The sequence below is a fragment of the Streptomyces sp. ITFR-21 genome (assembly GCF_031844685.1).
In the GTDB taxonomy this organism is placed as follows: Bacteria; Actinomycetota; Actinomycetes; order Streptomycetales; family Streptomycetaceae; genus Actinacidiphila.
Genome location: NZ_CP134605.1, coordinates 5,754,942 through 5,774,232 on the forward strand (window position 1 = coordinate 5,754,942; position 19,291 = coordinate 5,774,232).

General features: G+C 74.2%; 16 protein-coding genes. 9 read left to right on the forward strand and 7 right to left on the reverse strand.

Annotated elements, in window-relative coordinates:
• Positions 1 to 3 precede the first annotated feature (3 nt).
• The 5 genes from RLT57_RS25720 to RLT57_RS25740 all read left to right on the forward strand — a co-directional run bounded on the left by RLT57_RS25720 (position 4) and on the right by RLT57_RS25740 (position 6,294).
• Positions 4 to 1,362: an aspartate aminotransferase family protein gene (locus RLT57_RS25720; protein ID WP_311299631.1), complete on the forward strand. Its 1,359-nt coding sequence runs from the start codon at positions 4 to 6 to the stop codon at positions 1,360 to 1,362.
• On the forward strand, positions 1,359 to 2,762 hold the full coding sequence (hydA, locus tag RLT57_RS25725; RefSeq protein WP_311299632.1) for a dihydropyrimidinase: 1,404 nt from the start codon (positions 1,359 to 1,361) through the stop codon (positions 2,760 to 2,762). The genes RLT57_RS25720 and hydA overlap by 4 nt, the downstream gene beginning before the upstream one ends.
• A gap of 61 nt (positions 2,763 to 2,823) precedes the next feature.
• The gene (locus RLT57_RS25730; RefSeq protein WP_311299633.1) at positions 2,824 to 3,837 is read left to right on the forward strand and encodes a TIGR03842 family LLM class F420-dependent oxidoreductase; all 1,014 of its coding nucleotides are present in this window, start codon (positions 2,824 to 2,826) and stop codon (positions 3,835 to 3,837) included.
• A 139-nt stretch (positions 3,838 to 3,976) separates the two neighbouring features.
• The gene (locus RLT57_RS25735; protein WP_311299634.1) at positions 3,977 to 4,855 is read left to right on the forward strand and encodes an inositol monophosphatase family protein; all 879 of its coding nucleotides are present in this window, start codon (positions 3,977 to 3,979) and stop codon (positions 4,853 to 4,855) included.
• 11 nt (positions 4,856 to 4,866) lie between these two features.
• On the forward strand, positions 4,867 to 6,294 hold the full coding sequence (locus tag RLT57_RS25740; protein ID WP_311300866.1) for a phytoene desaturase family protein: 1,428 nt from the start codon (positions 4,867 to 4,869) through the stop codon (positions 6,292 to 6,294).
• A 206-nt stretch (positions 6,295 to 6,500) separates the two neighbouring features.
• Here the strand turns inward: RLT57_RS25740 and RLT57_RS25745 are convergent, their stop codons facing one another.
• Complete coding sequence (locus RLT57_RS25745) at positions 6,501 to 7,235, reverse strand: SIR2 family NAD-dependent protein deacylase (protein ID WP_311299635.1); 735 nt, start codon at positions 7,233 to 7,235, stop codon at positions 6,501 to 6,503.
• A 121-nt stretch (positions 7,236 to 7,356) separates the two neighbouring features.
• Complete coding sequence (locus RLT57_RS25750) at positions 7,357 to 7,857, reverse strand: NUDIX hydrolase (RefSeq protein WP_311299636.1); 501 nt, start codon at positions 7,855 to 7,857, stop codon at positions 7,357 to 7,359.
• Between the two features lie 144 nt (positions 7,858 to 8,001).
• Here RLT57_RS25750 and RLT57_RS25755 point away from each other — a divergent pair, with 144 nt between their 5' ends.
• The gene (locus RLT57_RS25755) at positions 8,002 to 9,147 is read left to right on the forward strand and encodes a glycerate kinase (protein WP_311299637.1); all 1,146 of its coding nucleotides are present in this window, start codon (positions 8,002 to 8,004) and stop codon (positions 9,145 to 9,147) included.
• 142 nt (positions 9,148 to 9,289) lie between these two features.
• Here the strand turns inward: RLT57_RS25755 and pssA are convergent, their stop codons facing one another.
• The 3 genes from pssA to RLT57_RS25770 form a co-directional block, all read right to left on the reverse strand.
• Positions 9,290 to 10,192: a CDP-diacylglycerol--serine O-phosphatidyltransferase gene (gene pssA, locus RLT57_RS25760; protein ID WP_399129397.1), complete on the reverse strand. Its 903-nt coding sequence runs from the start codon at positions 10,190 to 10,192 to the stop codon at positions 9,290 to 9,292.
• Positions 10,179 to 10,826, reverse strand: coding sequence for a phosphatidylserine decarboxylase (locus RLT57_RS25765; RefSeq protein ID WP_311299638.1), 648 nt, complete (start codon positions 10,824 to 10,826; stop codon positions 10,179 to 10,181). Before RLT57_RS25765 ends, pssA begins: the two co-directional genes overlap by 14 nt.
• A 566-nt stretch (positions 10,827 to 11,392) precedes the next feature.
• Positions 11,393 to 12,184 (reverse strand): TetR family transcriptional regulator, encoded by a 792-nt coding sequence (locus RLT57_RS25770; protein ID WP_311299639.1) that lies wholly within the window; start codon positions 12,182 to 12,184, stop codon positions 11,393 to 11,395.
• 245 nt (positions 12,185 to 12,429) lie between these two features.
• Between RLT57_RS25770 and RLT57_RS25775 the strand changes: the two genes are divergently transcribed.
• On the forward strand, positions 12,430 to 12,921 hold the full coding sequence (locus RLT57_RS25775) for an adenylosuccinate lyase (RefSeq protein ID WP_311299640.1): 492 nt from the start codon (positions 12,430 to 12,432) through the stop codon (positions 12,919 to 12,921).
• Here RLT57_RS25775 and RLT57_RS25780 read toward each other — a convergent pair.
• On the reverse strand, positions 12,908 to 13,987 hold the full coding sequence (locus RLT57_RS25780) for an Rv2578c family radical SAM protein (RefSeq protein WP_311299641.1): 1,080 nt from the start codon (positions 13,985 to 13,987) through the stop codon (positions 12,908 to 12,910). The two genes, RLT57_RS25775 and RLT57_RS25780, sit on opposite strands and share 14 nt — an antisense overlap.
• A gap of 135 nt (positions 13,988 to 14,122) precedes the next feature.
• Between RLT57_RS25780 and RLT57_RS25785 the strand changes: the two genes are divergently transcribed.
• Both RLT57_RS25785 and RLT57_RS25790 read left to right on the forward strand, forming a co-directional pair.
• The gene (locus tag RLT57_RS25785) at positions 14,123 to 14,578 is read left to right on the forward strand and encodes an SRPBCC family protein (RefSeq protein WP_311299642.1); all 456 of its coding nucleotides are present in this window, start codon (positions 14,123 to 14,125) and stop codon (positions 14,576 to 14,578) included.
• 156 nt (positions 14,579 to 14,734) lie between these two features.
• Positions 14,735 to 17,359, forward strand: a complete 2,625-nt coding sequence (locus tag RLT57_RS25790; RefSeq protein ID WP_399129400.1) for an MFS transporter — start codon at positions 14,735 to 14,737, stop codon at positions 17,357 to 17,359.
• Positions 17,360 to 17,521: 162 nt separating this feature from the next.
• Here the strand turns inward: RLT57_RS25790 and RLT57_RS25795 are convergent, their stop codons facing one another.
• On the reverse strand, positions 17,522 to 19,156 hold the full coding sequence (locus tag RLT57_RS25795) for an MFS transporter (protein WP_311299643.1): 1,635 nt from the start codon (positions 19,154 to 19,156) through the stop codon (positions 17,522 to 17,524).
• Between the last annotated feature and the right edge of the window lie 135 nt (positions 19,157 to 19,291).

The window sequence follows — 19,291 nt, forward strand, 5'->3', positions numbered from 1 at the left end:
GCGATGGCCACCGTGACCGAGAACCTGCACAGCGCCCTGCACACCCGCCACCGGGCGGTGCTGCCGGACTGGCTCGCCACCTACTACGCCCGGCCCATCGAGCTGACGCACGGCGAGGGCCGCCACGTCTGGGACGCCGAGGGCCGCCGCTACCTCGACTTCTTCGGCGGCATCCTGACCACGATGACCGCCCACGCGCTGCCCGAGGTGAGCGCCGCGGTCGCCGAGCAGGCCGGGAAAATCCTGCACTCCTCGACGCTCTACCTCAGCCACCAGGCCGTGGAGCTCGCCGAGCGCATCGCCCGGCTGTCCGGCATCCCCGACGCCCGGGTCTTCTTCACCACCTCCGGCACCGAGGCCAACGACACCGCGCTGCTGCTGGCCACCGCCTACCGCCGCTCCAACCAGATCCTGGCGCTGCGCAACAGCTACCACGGCCGCTCCTTCACCTCGATCGGCGTCACCGGCAACTCCGCCTGGTCCCCGACCAGCCTCTCCCCGCTCCAGACCCTGTACGTGCACGGCGGCGTCCGCACCCGCGGCCCCTACGCGCGGCTGAGCGACGCCGAGTTCACCGCCGCCTGCGTGGAGGACCTGGAGGACATGCTCGGCCAGGCCGGCGGCACGGTGGCGGCGCTGATCGCCGAACCCGTACAGGGCGTCGGCGGCTTCACCTCCGGGCCCGACGGGCTGCTGGCCGCCTTCAAGCGGGTCCTGGACCGGCACGGCATCCTGTGGATCACCGACGAGGTGCAGACCGGCTGGGGCCGTACCGGCGACAACTTCTGGGGCTGGCAGGCGCACGGCCAGGCCGGCCCGCCGGACATCCTGACCTTCGCCAAGGGCGTCGGCAACGGCCTGTCCATGGGCGGGGTGGTGGCCCGCGCCGAGGTGATGAACTGCCTGAACGCCAACTCCATCTCCACCTTCGGCGGCAGCCCGGTCACCACCGCCGGCGCGCTGGCCAACCTCACCTACCTGGTCGACCACGACCTCCAGGGCAACGCCCGCCGCGTCGGCGGCCTGCTCAAGTCCCGGCTGGACGCCATCGGCGCCGGGCTGGGCATCGTCCGCGAGGTGCGCGGCCGCGGCCTGATGCTCGGCGTGGAACTGGTCGAGCCCGGCACCGACACCCCGTCGGCCGCCGCGGCGAGCCTGGTACTGGAGGCCGCCCGCGAGCACGGCGTGCTCATCGGCAAGGGCGGCCGGTCGGGCAACGCGCTGCGGATCGCGCCACCGCTGTCCCTGACCGTCGCCGAGGCCGAGGAGGGCGCCGCCGCGATCGAGGCGGCCCTGCGGCAGGCCCAGACCGCCCTGGAAGAGCGGTCCGCCGCGCCGCAGGCAGGCAGGAGCGTGCTGTGACCGCCCGTACCGTGATCCGCGGCGGCCTCGTCATCACCGCCGCCGACGAGACGCACGCCGACGTCCTCATCGAGGGCGGCCGGATCGCCGCCCTCGCCGCCCCCGACTCCTCGGCCGCGCGGAGCTGGACCGACGCCGAAGTCGTCGACGCCACCGGCAAGTACGTGATCCCCGGCGGTGTCGACGGCCACACCCACATGGAGATGCCGTTCGGCGGCACCACCGCCTCCGACACCTTCGAGACCGGCACCCGCGCCGCCGCCTGGGGCGGTACCACCACCATCGTCGACTTCGCCATCCAGAACGTCGGCAGCGGCCTGCGCACCGGACTCGACGCCTGGCACGCCAAGGCCGACGGCCAGTGCGCCATCGACTACGCCTTCCACATGATCGTCTCCGACGTCACCGACGAGACGCTCAAGGAGATGGACGTCCTGGTCGAGGAGGGCGTGACCAGCTTCAAGATGTTCATGGCCTACCCCGGCGTCTTCTACAGCGACGACGGCCGGATCCTGCGGGCCATGCAGCGCGCCTCCGGCAACGGCGGCCTGGTGATGGTGCACGCCGAGAACGGCATCGCCATCGACGTGCTGGTCCAGCAGGCGTTGGCGGCCGGCCGCACCGACCCCCGCTGGCACGGCGAGGTCCGGCACGCCCTGCTGGAGGCCGAGGCCACCCACCGCGCCATCCAGCTCGCCCGGGTGGCGGGCGCCCCGCTCTACGTCGTGCACGTTTCCGCGCAGCAGGCCGTCGCCGAGTTGGCCGCCGCCCGCGACCTGGGCCTGCCGGTGTTCGGCGAGACCTGTCCGCAGTACCTCTTCCTGTCCACCGACAACCTCGCCGAGCCGGACTTCGAGGGCGCCAAGTACGTCTGCAGCACACCGCTGCGCCCGCGCGAGCACCAGGCCGCGCTGTGGCAGGGCCTGCGCACCGACGACCTCCAGGTGGTGTCCACCGACCACTGCCCGTTCTGCTTCACCGGGCAGAAGGAGATGGGCCGCGGAGACTTCTCCAAGATCCCCAACGGCATGCCCGGCGTGGAGCACCGGATGGACCTGCTGCACCAGGCGGTGGTGGAGCGGCGCATCAGCCGCCGCCGCTGGATCGACATCGCCTGCGCCGCCCCGGCCCGGATGTTCGGCCTCTACCCGCGCAAGGGCACCATCGCACCGGGGGCCGACGCCGACGTGGTGGTCTACGACCCACGCGCCACCCAGGTGATCTCCGCGGCCACCCACCACATGAACGTCGACTACAGCGCGTACGAGGGCAAGCCGCTCACCGGCCGGGTGGAGACCGTGCTGTCCCGCGGGGTCCCCGTCATCTCCGGCGGCTCGTACGTCGGACGCGCCGGACACGGCCGCTACACGCCCCGCGGCATCTGCCAGTACCTCGACTGAGCCCGAACGCAGCGGCAGCCCAGGGGGCTCCGCAACCCCCGTCAGGAAAGGAGTGGCGCCCATGGACTTCGGCCTCGTGCTGCAGACCGACCCGCCCGCCTCGAACGTCGTCGAGCTGATGCGCCGCGCCGAGCGCAACGGCTTCACCCACGGCTGGACCTTCGACTCCGCCGTGCTCTGGCAGGAACCCTTCGTCATCCACAGCCGGATCCTCGACCACACCGACCGGCTCACCGTCGGCACCATGGTCACCAACCCCGGTACCCGCACCTGGGAGGTGACCGCCTCCACCTTCGCCACCCTCAACTCGATGTACGGCAACCGGACCGTCTGCGGCATCGGCCGCGGCGACTCCGCGATGCGGGTGGTCGGCCGGCAGCCCGACAGCCTGGCCCGGCTGGGCGCGGCCATCACCGCCATCCGCGACCTCGCCGAGGGCCGCGAGGCCGACGTGGACGGCACCCCGCTGCGACTGCCCTGGGTCACCGACGGCCGGCTGCCGGTGTGGATGGCCGCCTACGGCCCCAAGGCCCTGGCCCTGGCCGGGGAGAAGGCCGACGGCTTCATCCTGCAGCTCGCCGACGTCTACCTCGCGGAGCGGCTGGTGAAGGCGGTACGGGAGGCCGCGCAGAAGGCGGGCCGCGACCCGGCGGCCGTCACCATCTGCGTCGCCGCCCCCGCGTACGTCACCGAGGACGACTCCCCGCAGGCCCTGGCGCACGCCCGCGAGCAGTGCCGCTGGTTCGGCGGCATGGTCGGCAACCACGTCGCCGACCTGGTGGGCCGCTACGGCGAGCACTCCTCGCTGGTGCCCGAGGAGCTGACCGCGTACATCAAGCAGCGCCAGGGCTACGACTACTCCCACCACGGCCGCAGCGGGAACCCCGACACCGCCTTCGTCCCCGACGACATCGTGGACCGCTTCTGTGTGATCGGCCCCCCGCGGGCCCATGTGGCCAAGCTGGAGGCACTGCGCGACCTGGGCGTGGACCAGTTCGCCGTCTACGACATGCACGACGCGAAGGAGGCGGTGGTCGACGCCTACGGCGAGCACGTCATTCCGGTACTGGGCTGAGCCCGGCGCCCGGCCGGGCCGCGGACCGGCCGGGCGCCGGGCGCGGCGCCGAACTCCCGGGCGGCTCCCGGCGGATGTCCGGTGCGCCCGGTGGAGCGGCCTGGAGCCAGGTGGCACCGGGGTCTGATTGGATGGCGGCATGGGCAACGAGGTCGATGCGGGCACCGGTGGGACGGCGGCGGCGGAAGGCGTCACGGACGCGCTGCTCGGCGCCGTCGAGGACACGATCAGGGCGGTGGTCGGCGCCGAGGTGGTACCCCGCTGGCGGCGGTTGGCCGACGGCGACGTGGTCGAGAAGAACGGTCCGCACGACCTGGTCACCACCGCCGACCGGCTGGCCGAGGAACGCCTCACCGAACGGCTCCCGGCGCTGCTGCCCGGCTCCGTCGTCGTCGGCGAGGAGGCGGTGAGCGCCGACCCGGCGCTGCTGGAGCTGCTGCGCGGCGACGCCCCCGTGTGGGTGATCGACCCGGTGGACGGCACCTCCGCCTTCGTCCGCGGCGACCGGGGATTCTCCACACTGGTCTCCCTGGTGCGCGGCGGGCAGCCGGTCGCCTGCTGGACGTACGCCCCGCAGCTCGGCCTGTTCGCCACCGCCCGCCGCGGGCAGGGCGCCCACCTGGACGGGAAGCGGCTGCGTACCGACAGCTCGCGCGAGCGGCTGCGGATGTGGACCTCCAACCCGGTCCTCCGCGACGACGGGGAGCGCGCCGCGGTGGCCCGGCTGGAGGACGCGGGCATCGAGTGCGACCCCTGCGTCACCAGCGCCGGGCTGGTCTACCTGGACGTGGCGCGCGGCCGGACCGACGGGGTGGCGTTCTTCTGGGAGGCCCCCTGGGACCACTCGGCCGGGCTGCTGCTGGTCACCGAGGCCGGCGGCACCAGCCGGACGGTGGCCGGCGAGCCCTTCCAGGTGGCCGGCGGCAACGCGCTGCCGTTCACCGTCGCCAGGGACGAGGCGACCGTGGAACGGGTGATAGGGCTGCTGGCCCCGGACGCCGAGGCGGTACGGCGGTGAGCCGGGCGGTGGTGGCCGACGCGGTGGTGGTCGGCGCCGGACCCAACGGGCTGACCGCCGCGGTCGAACTCGCCCGCGCCGGCCTGTCCGTGCAGCTCTACGAAGCCGCCGACACGATCGGCGGCGGCGCCAGGACCGAGGAGCTGACCCTGCCGGGCTTCCGGCACGACAGCTGCTCGGCGGTGCACCCCTTCGGTATCGGCTCACCCGCCTTCGGCGCGCTGCCGCTGGCCGAGCACGGCCTGGAGTGGCTGCACCCCGAGATCCCCATGGCGCACCCGTTCCCGGACGGCACCGCGGCGGTCCTCGGCCGGACCGTGGGCGAGACCGCGGCCTCCCTCGGACCCCGCGACGCGGTCACCTACCGGCGCCTGCTGGCCCCGTACGCCGGCCACTGGAACGCGATCGCCGCGGACTTCTTCCGGCCGCCGTGGGCCGGGCTGCCGCGCGACCCGTACCGCTTCGTCCGGTTCGGGCTGACCGGCACCCCGCCCGCCGCCGCGCTGGCGCTGCGCTTCCGCGACCCCAAGGCGCGGGCGCTGCTCGCCGGGCTCGCCGGGCACGCGATCTCCCGGCTGAGCGAGCCGTTCACCGGGGCCATGGCGATGCTGTTCGCGCTGGCCGCGCACGAACGGGGCTGGCCGGTGGCCCGCGGCGGCTCGCAGGCCATCTCCGACGCGCTGGCCGGAGTGCTGACCGGGCTCGGCGGCGAGATCAGGACCGGCGTCACCGTACGCAAGCTGGACGAGCTGCCGCCCGCCCGCGCGTACGTCTTCGACACCTCGCCGACCGCGCTGGCCCGGATCGCCGCGCTCGGCGACGCGTACCGCGGCTACCGCTACGGGCCCTCCGTCTTCAAGATCGACTACGCGCTCGACGGGCCGGTGCCGTGGACCGCGCCCGCCGCCCGCCGGGCCGGGACCGTGCACATCGGCCCGAGCTACACCGAGATCGGCGACGCGCTGACCCGGGCGGTCACCGGCCGGCCGCCCGGCACACCGTTCCTCATCACCACCCAGCCCAGCGTCGTCGACCCGTCCAGGGCGCCCGCGGGCAAGCACGTCTTCTGGGCCTACGCGCACGTCCCCCAGGGCTGGCACGGCGACGCCACTGACGCGATCGAGCGCCAGATCGAACGATTCGCGCCGGGCTTCCGCGACCTCGTCCTGGCCCGCGCCATCACCGGTCCTGCCGCCCTCGCCACCCGCAACGCCAACTACGTCGGCGGCGACATCGCCTGCGGCGCCTTCGCCGGCCTGCAGACCGTGCTGCGCCCCCGGCTGGCCGCCGTCCCCTACGCCACCCCGCGCCCCGGCGTCTTCCTGTGCTCCTCGGCGACCCCGCCGGGCCCCGGCGTGCACGGCATGAGCGGGCACAACGCCGCCAGGGCGGTGCTGCGCCACCTGCGGCGCTCGGCCCGCGTGGCGGCACGCGTCTGAGACGGCGCGGACCCGCTCCCCGGCCGCACCGGCATCCGGCAGGCGCCAGGGTCTGCCGTTCGGATCCGCGCGGGGCGGGGAGCGGGGTCCGGCGCGTCGCGGCTGCACGGCTGCAAAGGGGGCGGCGTGGTGTGTCGCCGACCGGCGGGAACGCCGCAGACGTGCGTACCGGGCCCGCGACGCCGCGAAGATCGCCCCGGCAGGTCCTAGGCCGCGGTCAGTCCGTCGAGCAGCGCCGGGAGCGCGGTGCCGATCGGCTCCCGGATCACCGCGGCGGCCAGCGGGTCGTAGGGCGTCGGCTGGGCGTTGACGATGACCAGCCTAGCGCCGTGCTCGGCGGCCAGGCCCGCCAGCGAGGCCGCGGGCTGCACCTGGAGGGTGGTGCCGACCACGATGAAGGTGTCGCAGGCCCGCGCGATGGCCATCGCCTCGCCCAGCACCTGCGGATCGAGGGACTGCCCGAACAGCACCGTCGCCGACTTCAGGATGCCGCCGCAGGACCGGCAGCCGGGATCCTCCTCCCCGGCCGCCACCCGCTCCAGCGCCTCCGCCATCGCGGCCCGCTCACCGCACCGCGTGCACACCACGGTCCGCGCGGTCCCGTGCAGCTCCAGTACCTTGCGCGCGGTCAGCCCGGCCAGCTGGTGCAGACCGTCCACGTTCTGCGTGATCACCCGCACCGGTACGCCCGCCCGCTCCAGCCGCACGATCGCCTCGTGCGCCGCGTTCGGCCGTGCCCGCCAGGTCGCGCTGTCCCGCCGCATCCGCCACGCCCGGCGCCGGGCCTCCGGGTCGGACATGTACGCCTCGTAGGTGACGGCCTTCTCCGCCTGCGGGTCGCGCCGCCACAGACCGTTGGGCCCCCGGTAGTCGGGGATCCCGGAATCGGTGGAGATCCCGGCCCCGGTCAGCAACGCCACGAGAGGCTTGCGGCTACTCATACACCCGAGGGTAGGCCGCCCGCCGGCCCCGCGGCGAGCGCCTTTCCGGCCCCCGCCGCGGCCGCTGCTCCGACTCTCGGTCCGGCCTCCGGCTTGGTCCTCGGCTTGGCCCCCGGGCGGGTCAGTCCTCGCGGGCCGGGCGGCCGTTGACCAGTTCGGCCGGGCCGCCGGCGGAGCGCAGGGCGGCCAGGCCGGCGCGGACCCGGCGGGTGGCGTTCGGGGTGAGGTAGCGGTCCAGGTCGGGCTCGGCGACCAGCTCCCAGGAGTCCAGCTCCGCCGCCTGCAGGCGGATCGCGCCGAGCTGCTCCTCGCCGAGCACGCCGCCGTCGTAGAGGTAGCTGGTCAGCGGCGGGCGCCCCGGGGCCGTCACCCAGTCGACGGCCAGCAGCGCGCCCGGCGTGACGTCGAGCCCGATCTCCTCCACCGTCTCGCGGTGCGCCGCCTGCCGCGGCGTCTCGCCCTGGTCGGACTCGATCGTGCCGCCCGGCAGCGTCCACGTGCCGTCGTCCCGGTAGTTCGGCTCGACCAGCAGGACGCGGCCGTCGGCGGATCGGAAAAGGGTGTTGGCTCCGGCGAGGATCCTGGGCAGGCCGGCGATGTACGCGGCGAAGTCGAGACTCATGCGCCCCAACCTACGGGGCGCGGACTCGGCCGGGTGGCCGTAGCCGCGAGGCGGCCCGCTGCGCCTTCCGCGGGCGGCCGGCCCCGGCCGGGATAGGGTCCGAGGCGGCGCGGTGTTCCGTTCTCCGGCTGAGGGGTTTCCACCATGTCCGACGCTGCAATCCCGCCGACGGCGCGCGTGCTGATCGCCTCGGACAAGTTCAAGGGCTCCCTGACCGCGGTCGAGGTGGCCGCGCACGTCGAGGCCGGGCTGCGCCGGGTGGTGCCGGCGCTGACCGTCGAGTCGCTGCCCGTCGCCGACGGCGGCGACGGCACGGTCGACGCGGCCGTCGCGGCGGGCTTCGAGCGCCGTGCGGTACGGGTCACCGGGCCGCTCGGCGAACCGGTCGAGGCGGCGTACGCGCTGCGCGACGGCACCGCGGTGGTGGAGATGGCCGAGGCGTCCGGGCTGCGGCGCCTGCCGCCCGGGGTGTTCGCGCCGCTGGCCGCGACCACGTACGGCACCGGCGAGCTGCTGCGGGCCGCGCTCGAGGCGGGCGCCCGCACGATCGTCCTCGGCGTCGGCGGCAGCGCCACCAGCGACGGCGGCGCCGGCATGCTCAGCGCGCTCGGTGCCCGGCTGCTGGACGCGCAGGGGGTGCCCGTCGCGCCCGGCGGCGGGGCGCTGGCCGCGCTGGCCCAGGCGGACCTCACCGGACTGGACCCGCGGCTGGCCGACACCGAGGTCGTACTGGCCGGCGATGTCGACAACCCGCTGCTCGGGCCCAAGGGCGCCGCGGCGGTCTACGGGCCGCAGAAGGGCGCCTCACCGGCGGACGTGGCCGCCCTCGACGCGGCGCTGCGGCGCTACGCGGAGGTGCTGGACGCGCTCGCGGCGGCGCAGTCGCCGGGCGCGGGGGCGGCCGGCGGCCTCGGCTTCGGCGCGCTCGCCGGGCTCGGCGCCGTCTTCCGACCCGGTATCGCGGTACTGCTCGACGTGCTCGGCTTCCCCGACGCGCTGGGCCGGGCCGACCTGGTCATCACCGGCGAGGGCTCGCTCGACGAGCAGACCCTGCACGGCAAGGCCCCCGTCGGCGTCGCCCAGGCGGCCCGCGCCCGCGGGCTGGACGTGGTGGCCGTCTGCGGCCGGCTCGCGCTGCCTCCGGCCGACCTCGGCGCGGCAGGCATCCGCCGCGCCTACCCGCTCACCGACATCGAGCCGGACCCCGCCCGCTGCATGGCGCAGGCGGGCCCGCTGCTGGAACAGGCCGCCGCCGGGCTGGCCCGCGACTACCTCCTCCCGCCGGGCTGAGCCCGGTCCCGCCGGGAGAAGGCCCCTCCCGGCGGCTCGAACCGGGGAAACCGGACCGGCGGGCCCGAGCGGGGAAACCGAAAGGGCCGCGGGGCCGCCGTTCGACCGGCGGCCCCGCGGCCCTCTGACGACGCGGCCCGCTCTAGCGGGCGACCCCGGCCCGCGCCGAGCGCCGGTTGGCCCGGATCGTGTTGACCCGGCGGGTGGTGGCGAAGCAGGGGATGACCGCGGCGGCGCAGCACTGGAGGGCGGCGCCGGCCTGCAGGAGGCTGTGGCCGCCGGGGACGCCCAGGCTCCAGGCGGTGAGGCAGCCCATGCTGACCAGGGTCCAGCAGAAGGTCATCAGGGCCAGCCGCCCCCGGGGCTTGGGGTACTCCACCCGGCTCACCATCAGCCAGGCGACACCCACGATCGCCAGGACCGTCGGCAGGAACGGCAGCTCCAGCAGCACCAGCGAGACGACCGTCATCGCGCCGAACGGACTGGGCATGCCCTGGAAGACGCCGTCCCGCAGCGTCGTGCAGGAGAAGCGGGCGAGCCGCAGCACCACCGCCAGCACCACCATGACCGCGGCGAGCGCCGCGACCTTCCCGTGGGCGTCGTCCGAGACGAGGCCCCAGACGATCACGAAGTACGCCGGGGCGAGACCGAAGCTGATCAGGTCGGAGAGATTGTCCAGTTCCGCGCCCATCGCGGAGCTGCGGAACTTGCGCGCCACCAGGCCGTCGAAGAGGTCGAAGACCGAGGCCAGCAGCATCAGGGTGACCGCGCCGGCCGCGCTGTTCTTGGACATCGCGCCGTCGCTGGTGCCCATCAGGTGCGGCACCAGCACGCCTGTGGTGGTGAAGTACACGGCCAGGAAGCCGCAGATCGCGTTGCCGAGGGTCAGCCCGTCCGCGATGGACAACCGGGTGGACAGCGGCAGGTCGGCGACCTCGTGTTCCAGCTCGCTCACCCAGGAGGACGAGGAGGCGGCGGTGGCACCCGCGGGTGCCTGCGGCGCGGTGGGCGCCGGCGACTGGGTGTCGGGCTCAAGCACGGTCAAGGCGAGTCACCCCAGCCGTGGTGCGCTGCCCGACCTCGACATCGGGCTCGATGCCCTCGGGCAGGTAGACGTCCACCCGCGACCCGAACCGGATCAGTCCGATCCGGTCGCCCTGTTCGACCTTGCAGCCCCGCGGTACGTAGGGGACGATCCGCCGGGCCACCGCGCCGGCGATCTGCACGACCTCGACGTCACCGAGTTCGGTGTCGAAGTGCCAGATCACCCGCTCGTTGTTCTCGCTCTCCTTGTTGAACGCCGGTACGTACCCGCCGGGGATGTGTTCGACGGTGGTGACCGTGCCGGCGAGCGGAGCCCGGTTCACGTGCACGTTCAGCGGGTTCATGAAGATCGCGACCCGGGTGCGCCCGTCCTTCCACGGCGTGATGCTCTGCACCACGCCGTCGGCCGGGGCGATCACCCGCCCTTCGGTGATCTCCCGCTCGGGGTCGCGGAAGAACCACAGCATGCCGGCCGCGAGCGCGGTGGCGGGTACGGCCACGGCCGCCCAGCGGCCGGAGCGGCGTGCCTGAGTGAGACTGACCGCCGCGGTGGCCACGGTCGGGAGGAGCCATGGCGACGCTCCGCGCGCGAGGCGGACCCGGCCGCGTGGTGCAGAGGAATGGCTGTGGGGCATGGAAGACCTTCGTAGCGGAGGATGCCGCGAATTGCTTCAGGGGACGGCGGCTTTGTTCGATGGTATCGGCTGACACGGGCAACTGGGCAAGCCGGAGGGCGAGTCGATGGCTGGTTCCTGCGGCTTCGGCCATGACACAGGGTGACCCGCCACTCGCTGCCGCTGACGACAATTCCGTCACATGGGGACATTTCATGCGGGTCGGTCCTTGATCCGGTATTCCTCCGGCGGCCGTCGGCCGATGATCATTTTCTGGATCTCGCGGTCCCTTCATCTGTCAGCAACACGGGCGTCTTCTGCGCAGCGGCTCGATCTCGTATTCCCCGCAGAAGGCGTGACCGCCGTGGATCCGGAAGGCGTCCGCCGCCGCTTCCACGCCCGCCGGGGACACCGGGCGCGCGGGTCCTCCCCGCGGGTACCGCGGCCGGGCGGACACCCCGGCCCCGGCGGACGGCACGGCACGGGACGGCCCGGGTGCCCGCGGCGGGCCGCGGCGGCCGCCCGGACCGGTCCGGACGGCCGCCGCGAGAGCGGGGGCGGCGCGCAGTGCGGGCCGCGGCGGGGGATCAGGCCCGGCGCAGCGCCTCCTCGATGCTGTGCAGGATCTCCGCGGGCGAGGCGTCCGTGCGGGCCACCGCCACCACCACCTCGCCGCGCCGGGACACCACGGACGTCGGCTCCACCGCGGCACGCGACGGTATCCGGCCGGCCCCTATCCCGGTGCCGAAGGTCTTCTTGATCACCGCGAAGGCGCGGTCGAGCTGGGTCTCCACGTCGCCCTTGCCGCCGGCCCGCAGCCACCGCCGCAGTACGTGGTTGTGCGCGGCCACCACCGCCGACGCGGCCACCTCCGCCAGCAGCGGGTCGTCGTCGCCGTCGCGCTGCGCGCCCTCGTCGAAGTGCCCCAGCAGATAGCGGGTGAAGGTCCGCTCGTAGCGGGCCACCGAGGCGATCTCCCGCTCCCGCAGCGTCGGCACCTCACGGGTCAGCCGGTAGCGCTCCACCGACATCTCCGGCACCTGCGCGTACATCCGCAGTACCTCGGTGATGCCCCGGCAGACCGTGTCCAGCGGGTGTTCACGCGGGTCCGCGGAGTCCAGCACCGCCTGCACCCGGACCAGCGTGTCGTCGTGGTCGGGGAAGATCGCCTCTTCCTTGGAGCGGAAATGACGGAAGAACGTGCGGCGCGCCACCCCGGCGGTCGCCGCGATCTCGTCGACGGTCGTGGCCTCGTACCCCTGCGTCGCGAACAGGTGCAGGGCCGCCGCCGCGAGGTCCTGCCGCACCCGGTGGCGCTGAGCGGCGGCCCGGCGGCCGTTCGCGGTCTCGGGTACGTCGGACTTCACGGGCTGGGACATGTGGGGAACGTAACACGCCGGAGCGCCCCGTCCGGCGGACGGCGGAAAACCGCCCGGGGCGCACGCGGCGCCCCCGGCGCACCGGGCCACGCGGCGGCTCGACCGCTTGCCCGGGCCGCGAGAACCCCCGGTCGGCCCGGCCGGTCCCGCGGCTCGGGCGCGGCTGCCCTAGCAGGTGTCCCGCACGGGCGCCGGCGAACCGCCGAAGAACGTCCGCGGGCCGTGCCCGCCCCTACGGTGGTCCGATGGATCCCGCCACCCGCGAGCGGCTCGCCCTCGCCCTCACCGCCCCCGGCCGCCCGCTGGACGTACGGGAGGCCGCCGCCGTCGAACTCGCCGGGGCGGGCGACCGGCGAGCGTTCGAGACGCTCGCGCTGCTGCTCAACCACCAGGACGAGGCCCGTGCCCGGCAGGCGGCGAAGGCCCTGCTGCGGCTCGGCGACCCGCGCACCGGCCGGGCCGCCGCCGTGCTGGCCACCAACCCGCTGCGGACCGGGTACGCGCTGCCCGCTATCCGCCTGCTGGTCGACCTGCGCGCGCCCGAGGCCGTACCGGCGCTCACCGAGACCCTGCAGCGACTGCGCGCCCGGCCGCGGCCCGCCCTCGACCACATTGCCCGGGCCTGCGCGGAGGGCCTGGAGACCCTGCGGACCGCCGGCGCGGACACCGGGGGCGGGGACGGCGGCCGGCCGGACGCGGAACGCCCGCCGCCCGCGGGGGGTCTCACAGCAGGGTGAGCTGGGTGTCCCCCTCCATGGCCGAGGGCGGCGCCGCGGGCACGGAACCGCGCGGGCGCGCGGGCGCGGGTCCGGGCTCGGCCGGCTCCTCGGGCCGCCGCAGCCGCCGCGCGCCGCCCGGCAGCGACGGCCCGCAGCCGAACTCGGCGGCGAACTCGTGCACCTGCCGGGTGACCTGCCGCTGGTACCACTTCGGCGCGTACGAACCGCCCGCGTACATCGTCTCGTAGCGCCGGACCAGATGCGGGTGCTCGCGGGCCAGCCACGCCATGTACCACTCGCGGGCGCCGGGCCGCAGGTGCAGCACCAGCGGGGTGATGGAACCGGCGCCGGCCGCGGCGACGGCCCGCACCGTCGCCCGCAGCTGCTCGGGGGAGTCGCTGAGGAACGGCAGCACCGGCGCCATCAGCACGGCGGGCGCGATCCCGTGCCCGGCGAAGGTGCGGCAGACCGCCAGCCGGGTCTCGGGCGAAGGGGTGCCCGGCTCCACGCTGCGCCACAGCTCGTTGTCCACGAAGCCGACGGACAGGGCGACGGACACCTCCGTGACGCTCGCGGACTGCCGTATCAGGTCCAGGTCGCGCAGGATCAACGAGCCCTTGGTGAGGATCGAGAACGGGTTGGCCCGGTCGCGCAGCGCCTCCAGGATGCCCGGCATCAGCCGGTAGCGGCCCTCGGCCCGCTGGTAGCAGTCGACGTTGGTGCCCATGGCGACGTGCTCGCCCTTCCAGCGCGGCGCCGCCAGCTCGCGGCGCAGCAGTTCCGCCGCGTTGGTCTTCACCACGATCTGCGTGTCGAAGTCGTGCCCGGTGTCCAGGTCCAGATAGCTGTGCGTCCTGCGGGCGAAGCAGTAGACGCAGGCGTGGCTGCATCCCCGGTATGGGTTGACCGTCCATTCGAACGGCATCCGGGAGGCGCCCGGCACCCGGTTGAGGAGGGTGCGGGCCCGTATCTCGTGGAAGGTGATGCCGCTGAAGCCCGGGGTGTCGAACGTCCGCGTCGTCACGGCGTCCGTACCGAACAGCGCGCCCGCCGAGTCGTTGCGGTCCAGCTGGTCCCAGCGCATCGCGCCCTCCTTCGGTGGTCCGGCTTGTCTCCTCGTCCACAATAGAACAAAAATTCGAAATTCGGGTGTGGTTGGCTTTGCGCCACGCGGTCCGCGCCACGCGGCCGCGCACCGAGACCGAACCGAGGAGAAGTCATGGCGCTGGTCGAGGCCACCACGGAACGCATCGTCGAGGCGGATCCCGAGCGGGTGTACGCAGCGCTCGCCGACTACGCCGGGACCCGCGGCCGGGTGCTCCCTGGGCAGTTCAGCGAGTACGAGGTCCGGGAGGGCGGCAAGGGCGCCGGCACCCTCGTGCACTGGAAGCTCCAGGCCACCAGCAAGCGGATCCGCGACTGCCTGTTCGACGTCACCGAGCCCACCCCCGGGCAGCTCGTGGAGACCGACCGCAACTCCACGATGGTGAACACCTGGACCGTCACCCCGGCGGGCGAGGGCCGCAGCCGGGTCGTGGTCGGCACCACCTGGCAGGGCGCGGGCGGCGTCGGCGGCTTCTTCGAGCGCACCTTCGCGCCCAAGGGCCTCGGCCGGATCTACGGCGAGGCGCTGGCGTCCCTGGCCGCCGAGGTGGAGCAGCAGCCGGCCGCGTGAGACCCGGTGCCCGCCGGACGGCGAGCAGGCCAAGGCAACGGGCACCACTCGTCCGGGTGGTTTTGGCTACTTCCTGAGAATCGCCGCGTCTGTCCATCGTTGTCGCCTCATGCGGGAAACGGTGGCGGAGCAGGTGCGGCGAGGGGAGCGGCAGCGGTGGGTGGCACGTTGATCGAGGGTATGGCGGCGCGGCCCGGACAGGCCCCGCCGCAGGCCGGCCCGGCCGGACCCGGTGCCCCGCCGGAGCCGGACGGCGCGATGGCACCGGGCGGCCCGCCGGAGCCGGACGACACCCCGGAAGCGCTCGGCGAGGAGCGGCCCGGCGCCGCGGACCCGCCCCCGCACCGGGACGCGGGGGCGTGGGCGGACACGGGAGCGGGCGCCGGCGCGGGTGTCGGCGAGCTGACCCCGCGCCGGCTCCGACTGGTGTTCCTCGGGCTGATGCTGGCCCTGCTGCTGGCGGCGCTCGACCAGATGATCGTCGCCACCGCGCTGCCCAAGATCGTCGGGGAACTGCACGGACTCGACAGGATGTCGTGGGTCGTCACCGCCTACCTGCTGGCCTCCACCATCGGCCTGCCGATCTACGGCAAGCTCGGCGATCTCTTCGGCCGCAAGAGCGTCTTTCAGTTCGCGATCCTGACCTTCGTGGCCGGCTCCGCGCTGGCCGCCTGGTCCCGCACCATGGACGAGCTGATCGCCTTCCGGGCGATCCAGGGCATCGGCGGCGGCGGACTGATGATCGGCGTGCAGGCGATCATGGCCGACATCGTGCCGCCCCGGCAGCGCGGCCGCTACATGGGCCTGATCGGCGCCGCCTTCGGCCTGGCATCGGTCGCCGGGCCGCTGCTCGGCGGCTTCTTCACCGACCACGCCTCCTGGCGCTGGTGCTTCTCCGTCAACATCCCCTTCGGCCTGGTCACCCTCGCCGTGATCTCCGTGGTGCTGAAACTCCCCAAGCCGCGGACCAGGCCCCGGCTCGACGTGCTCGGCGCCCTGCTGCTGGCGGCCGGCTCCACCTGTCTGGTGCTGCTCACCACCTGGGGCGGCTCCACGTACGGCTGGCGGTCCCGGGAGATCCTGGCGCTGGGCGCGGGCGCGCTGGTCTGCGCGCTGCTGTTCGTCCTCACCGAGCGCTTCGCCGCCGAACCGGTCATCCCGCTGCGGCTGTTCCGGGACGGGGTCTTCAACACGACGGCGCTGATCGGCGCCGTGGTCGGTGTCGCGCTGTTCGGCGCGGCCAGCTACCTGCCGACCTTCCTGCAGATGGTGGAGGGGGCCAGCGCCACCGGCTCCGGACTGCTGATGCTGCCGCTGATGCTCGGCGTCGTGGCCGCCTCCGTCGTGGGCGGCCAGCTGATCAGCCGCACCGGCCGCTACAAGGTCTTCCCGATCGTCGGCGGCGCGCTGTCCGCGGTCGGCATGTACCTGCTCTCGCTGCTGGACGCGGACACCCCGCAGATCGAGTACAGCCTTTATATGGCGGTGCTCGGCCTCGGTATCGGCCTGGTCCTGCCGGTCCTGGTACTCGCCGTGCAGAACTCCGTGCCGCCCTCCGACGTCGGCGCCGCCACCAGCGCCAACAACTACTTCCGGCAGATCGGCGGTTCGGTCGGCGCGGCCGTCTTCGGCACGCTGTTCGCCGACCGCCTCGCCGAGCGGCTCACCGCCGAACTCCCGCACGGCGTCCGGCTGCCCGACCCCCAGTCGGTCACCCCGCAACTGGTCCGAACCCTGCCGGCGCCGGTCCGCGACGGCTACGTCCACGCCTACGCCGACGCGATGCCGCGGATCTTCCTCTACCTGGTGCCGGTCCTCGTCCTCGGCTTCCTCTTCGCCTTCCTCCTCAAGGAGAAACCTCTGGTGACCCAGCACGGCCCCGCCGCCCCGTCGGCGTATGACCCCACGCACGACGCCCCCTACGAACCCGGGCCCGGCCCGGCCGGCGGCGTACTGACCGACACCTATCCCGGGCCCGGCGGGTCCGAGATCCCGCTGCCCGGCGCCCGCCGCCCGCATCTGGGCGGCGTGGCGGTCTGCGGCACCGTCCAGCACTCGGACGGCACCACCGTCGGCCGCGCCGCCCTGACCCTGATCGACGTCTCGGGGCGGCAGGTCGGCCGCGGCGCGACCGCGGAGGACGGGCGGTACGCGCTCAGTACCCCGGGCGCCGGCAGCTACGTGCTGATCGCGGCGGCCGGCGGGCACCAGCCGCAGGCGGTCAGTGTCACGGTGGGCGACCATCCGGTGGAGCTCGACGTGGTGCTCGGCGGCGCCGGACGGCTGGCCGGCGCGGTGCGCACCGCCGACGGCACCCCGGTCAGGGACGCCGTGGTCACCCTCACCGACGTACGCGGCGACGTGGTGGCCGGTGCCCGCAGCGGACGCGAGGGCCTGTACACGCTGACCGAACTCGTCGCGGGGGAGTACACCCTGGCGGCCAGCGCGCCCGGCTTCCGGCCCACCGCGCTGCCGGTGTCGGTACAGGCGTCCAGGGAGACCCGGCAGGACATCGAGCTGGCCGGCGGCGCGGCGCTGCGCGGGGTCGTCCGGGCCCCCGGCGGGCGGCTGGTGGAGGACGCCCGGGTCACCCTGCTGGACGCGGCGGGCAACGTGGTCGACTCCGTCACCACCGGTGCCGACGGCCACTTCCGCTTCGTGGACCTGGCGGCCGGCGAGTACACGGTGATCGCCGCCGGGTACCCGCCGGTGGCCACGGTCCTCCAGGTGGCCGGCGGCGGCCGTACCGAGCGGGACATCCAGCTCGGCCACGAGGACTGAGCCGGGTCGGTCGGTCGCCGGCGGTGCCGGGGCATCGCCGGCGGTCGGCCGCGCGAACGGCCGGGGACCGGCCGGAAGGCCCGAGCGGACAAGCGTACGGCGGGCCGGACCGGCTGCTGACCGGCTGCTGACCGGCCGTACGGAGGGTCGGGCGGGGCGGGGTCAGCCGCCGGGCGGCGCGCTGCTCCCGTCCCCGTCCTTGACCTCCTGCTTGTCGCACTGCGTACCGCGGATCAGCGCGTAACTTCCGCCGATCCGGTACCTGCCGGCGGCGGGCGCGTACAGCCGGGTCCAGTCGCCGTCGGAGGTCACGCAGCCGTGCTTGCTGTCGGTGGCGCCCTCGATGCCGAGCACCGGGGACCACGGGATGCGCAGCAGCACCGAACCGGCCCGGGGCATCGACACCGTCAGCTCGGCGGGCCCCGCCTCTTCCACCACCGCCGGCGGCTCGGCCAGCGGCTCGGCGCCGCTCACCTCGTACAGCCGCCAGTTCGCGTCCTCCCAGATCGGGTGCAGCCAGGGCTGCCCGGCCGCCACCAGCTTCGCTTCGGCCACCGCCGCGCTGTCCGGCCGGTCGGTCGGCAGCACCACGTAGTTGACACTCCAGCGGCGCAGCCAGTCCCGGTAGGTGTCGGAGGTGAGCGTGCCGTCGTAGAAGAGCGGGTTGCGCTCCACGTCGGCCTGCCGGTTCCAGCCGCGGGCCAGGTTGACGTACGGCGACAGGCCGGTCGCCTCCCAGTGCGAGCGCAGGGGTACCACCTCGACCCGGCCACGGTCGGCGCGCACGTCGCGCAGTTCGGAGATCAGCGGTCCGGCGTGCTTGACGGTCGAGGCCACCACCGCAGTGGTCACCTGGTCGACGATCGGCTTGGTGATCTGCCAGGCAGCCACCCCGGCGAACGCCAGCCACACCGCGATCGTGCGGCGGGTCCCCCAGGAGCTGCCCATGGCGACCATCAGCAGCACGGTGCCGCCGAACAGCAGCGCCAGCCGCTCCACGTTGCTGCCGATGGGCGAGGGCACCACCCACGTCAGCATGACGCCCACCGCGTACACCGAGGCGCCCAGGTGCACCGACCGCCAGGATTTCGGTACCGCGACGGCGATCACCGCCGAGACCGCCAGCGGGATGATCGCGAAATACCACTTGAAGGGCTGCACCCCGTAGAAGGGGAACAGCAGCGAGGTCGCGCCCACCACCACCGGCGGGGCGGCGGCCAGGATGTAGGCGTCCCGGCGGCGCTTGTTGAGGAACAGCGCCGCCGCGACCACCAGCAGGAACAGCCCCGCCACCGGGCTGCACATGGTGGCCAGCGCGGCGAGCGCGGTGGCCGCCGCCAGCCGTGAGGAGTGGCCGCGGGCCGCCCGTTCGGCCGGGAACAGCAGCGCCGTGCAGACCAGGGCGAACAGCATGCCCAGGGCGAACGTCACCCGGCCGGAAATCACGTCACACCAAAGAGCGAACACCGTCCACAGCACCGGCAGCAGCGGACGCTTCACCCCGGACCGCAGCAGCAGCGCCGCCGCCGTCGTCGTCGAAAGCGTGCCGGCGATCACCGCCGTCGTCCGTACTCCCAGCGTCGCCATGATGTAGGGCGACAGGATGCTGTACGACGCGGGGTGGATGCCGCCGTACCAGGACAGGTTGTACGACGCGGAGGGATGTGCTCGTATGAAGTTGGTCCAGGCGTACTGCGCGGCCATGTCGCCGGAGTCCTTGGCCAGGTACACCGCCCAGAGCAGATGCAGCACCGCGGCAAGGGCCGTCGCGATCACAATCGGGTGCCGCGGTCCCATCCGTCTGATGAGAGCGCTCGGGCCCCGAACGACGGCGAAGCGCGCGGGCTGCCAGGTGGTCACATGGCCTCTTCCGGTAGCGGGGGCGAGCATCCCGGACCGGAGTCCCGTCCGGCCGGGAACGAACTGCTGCTC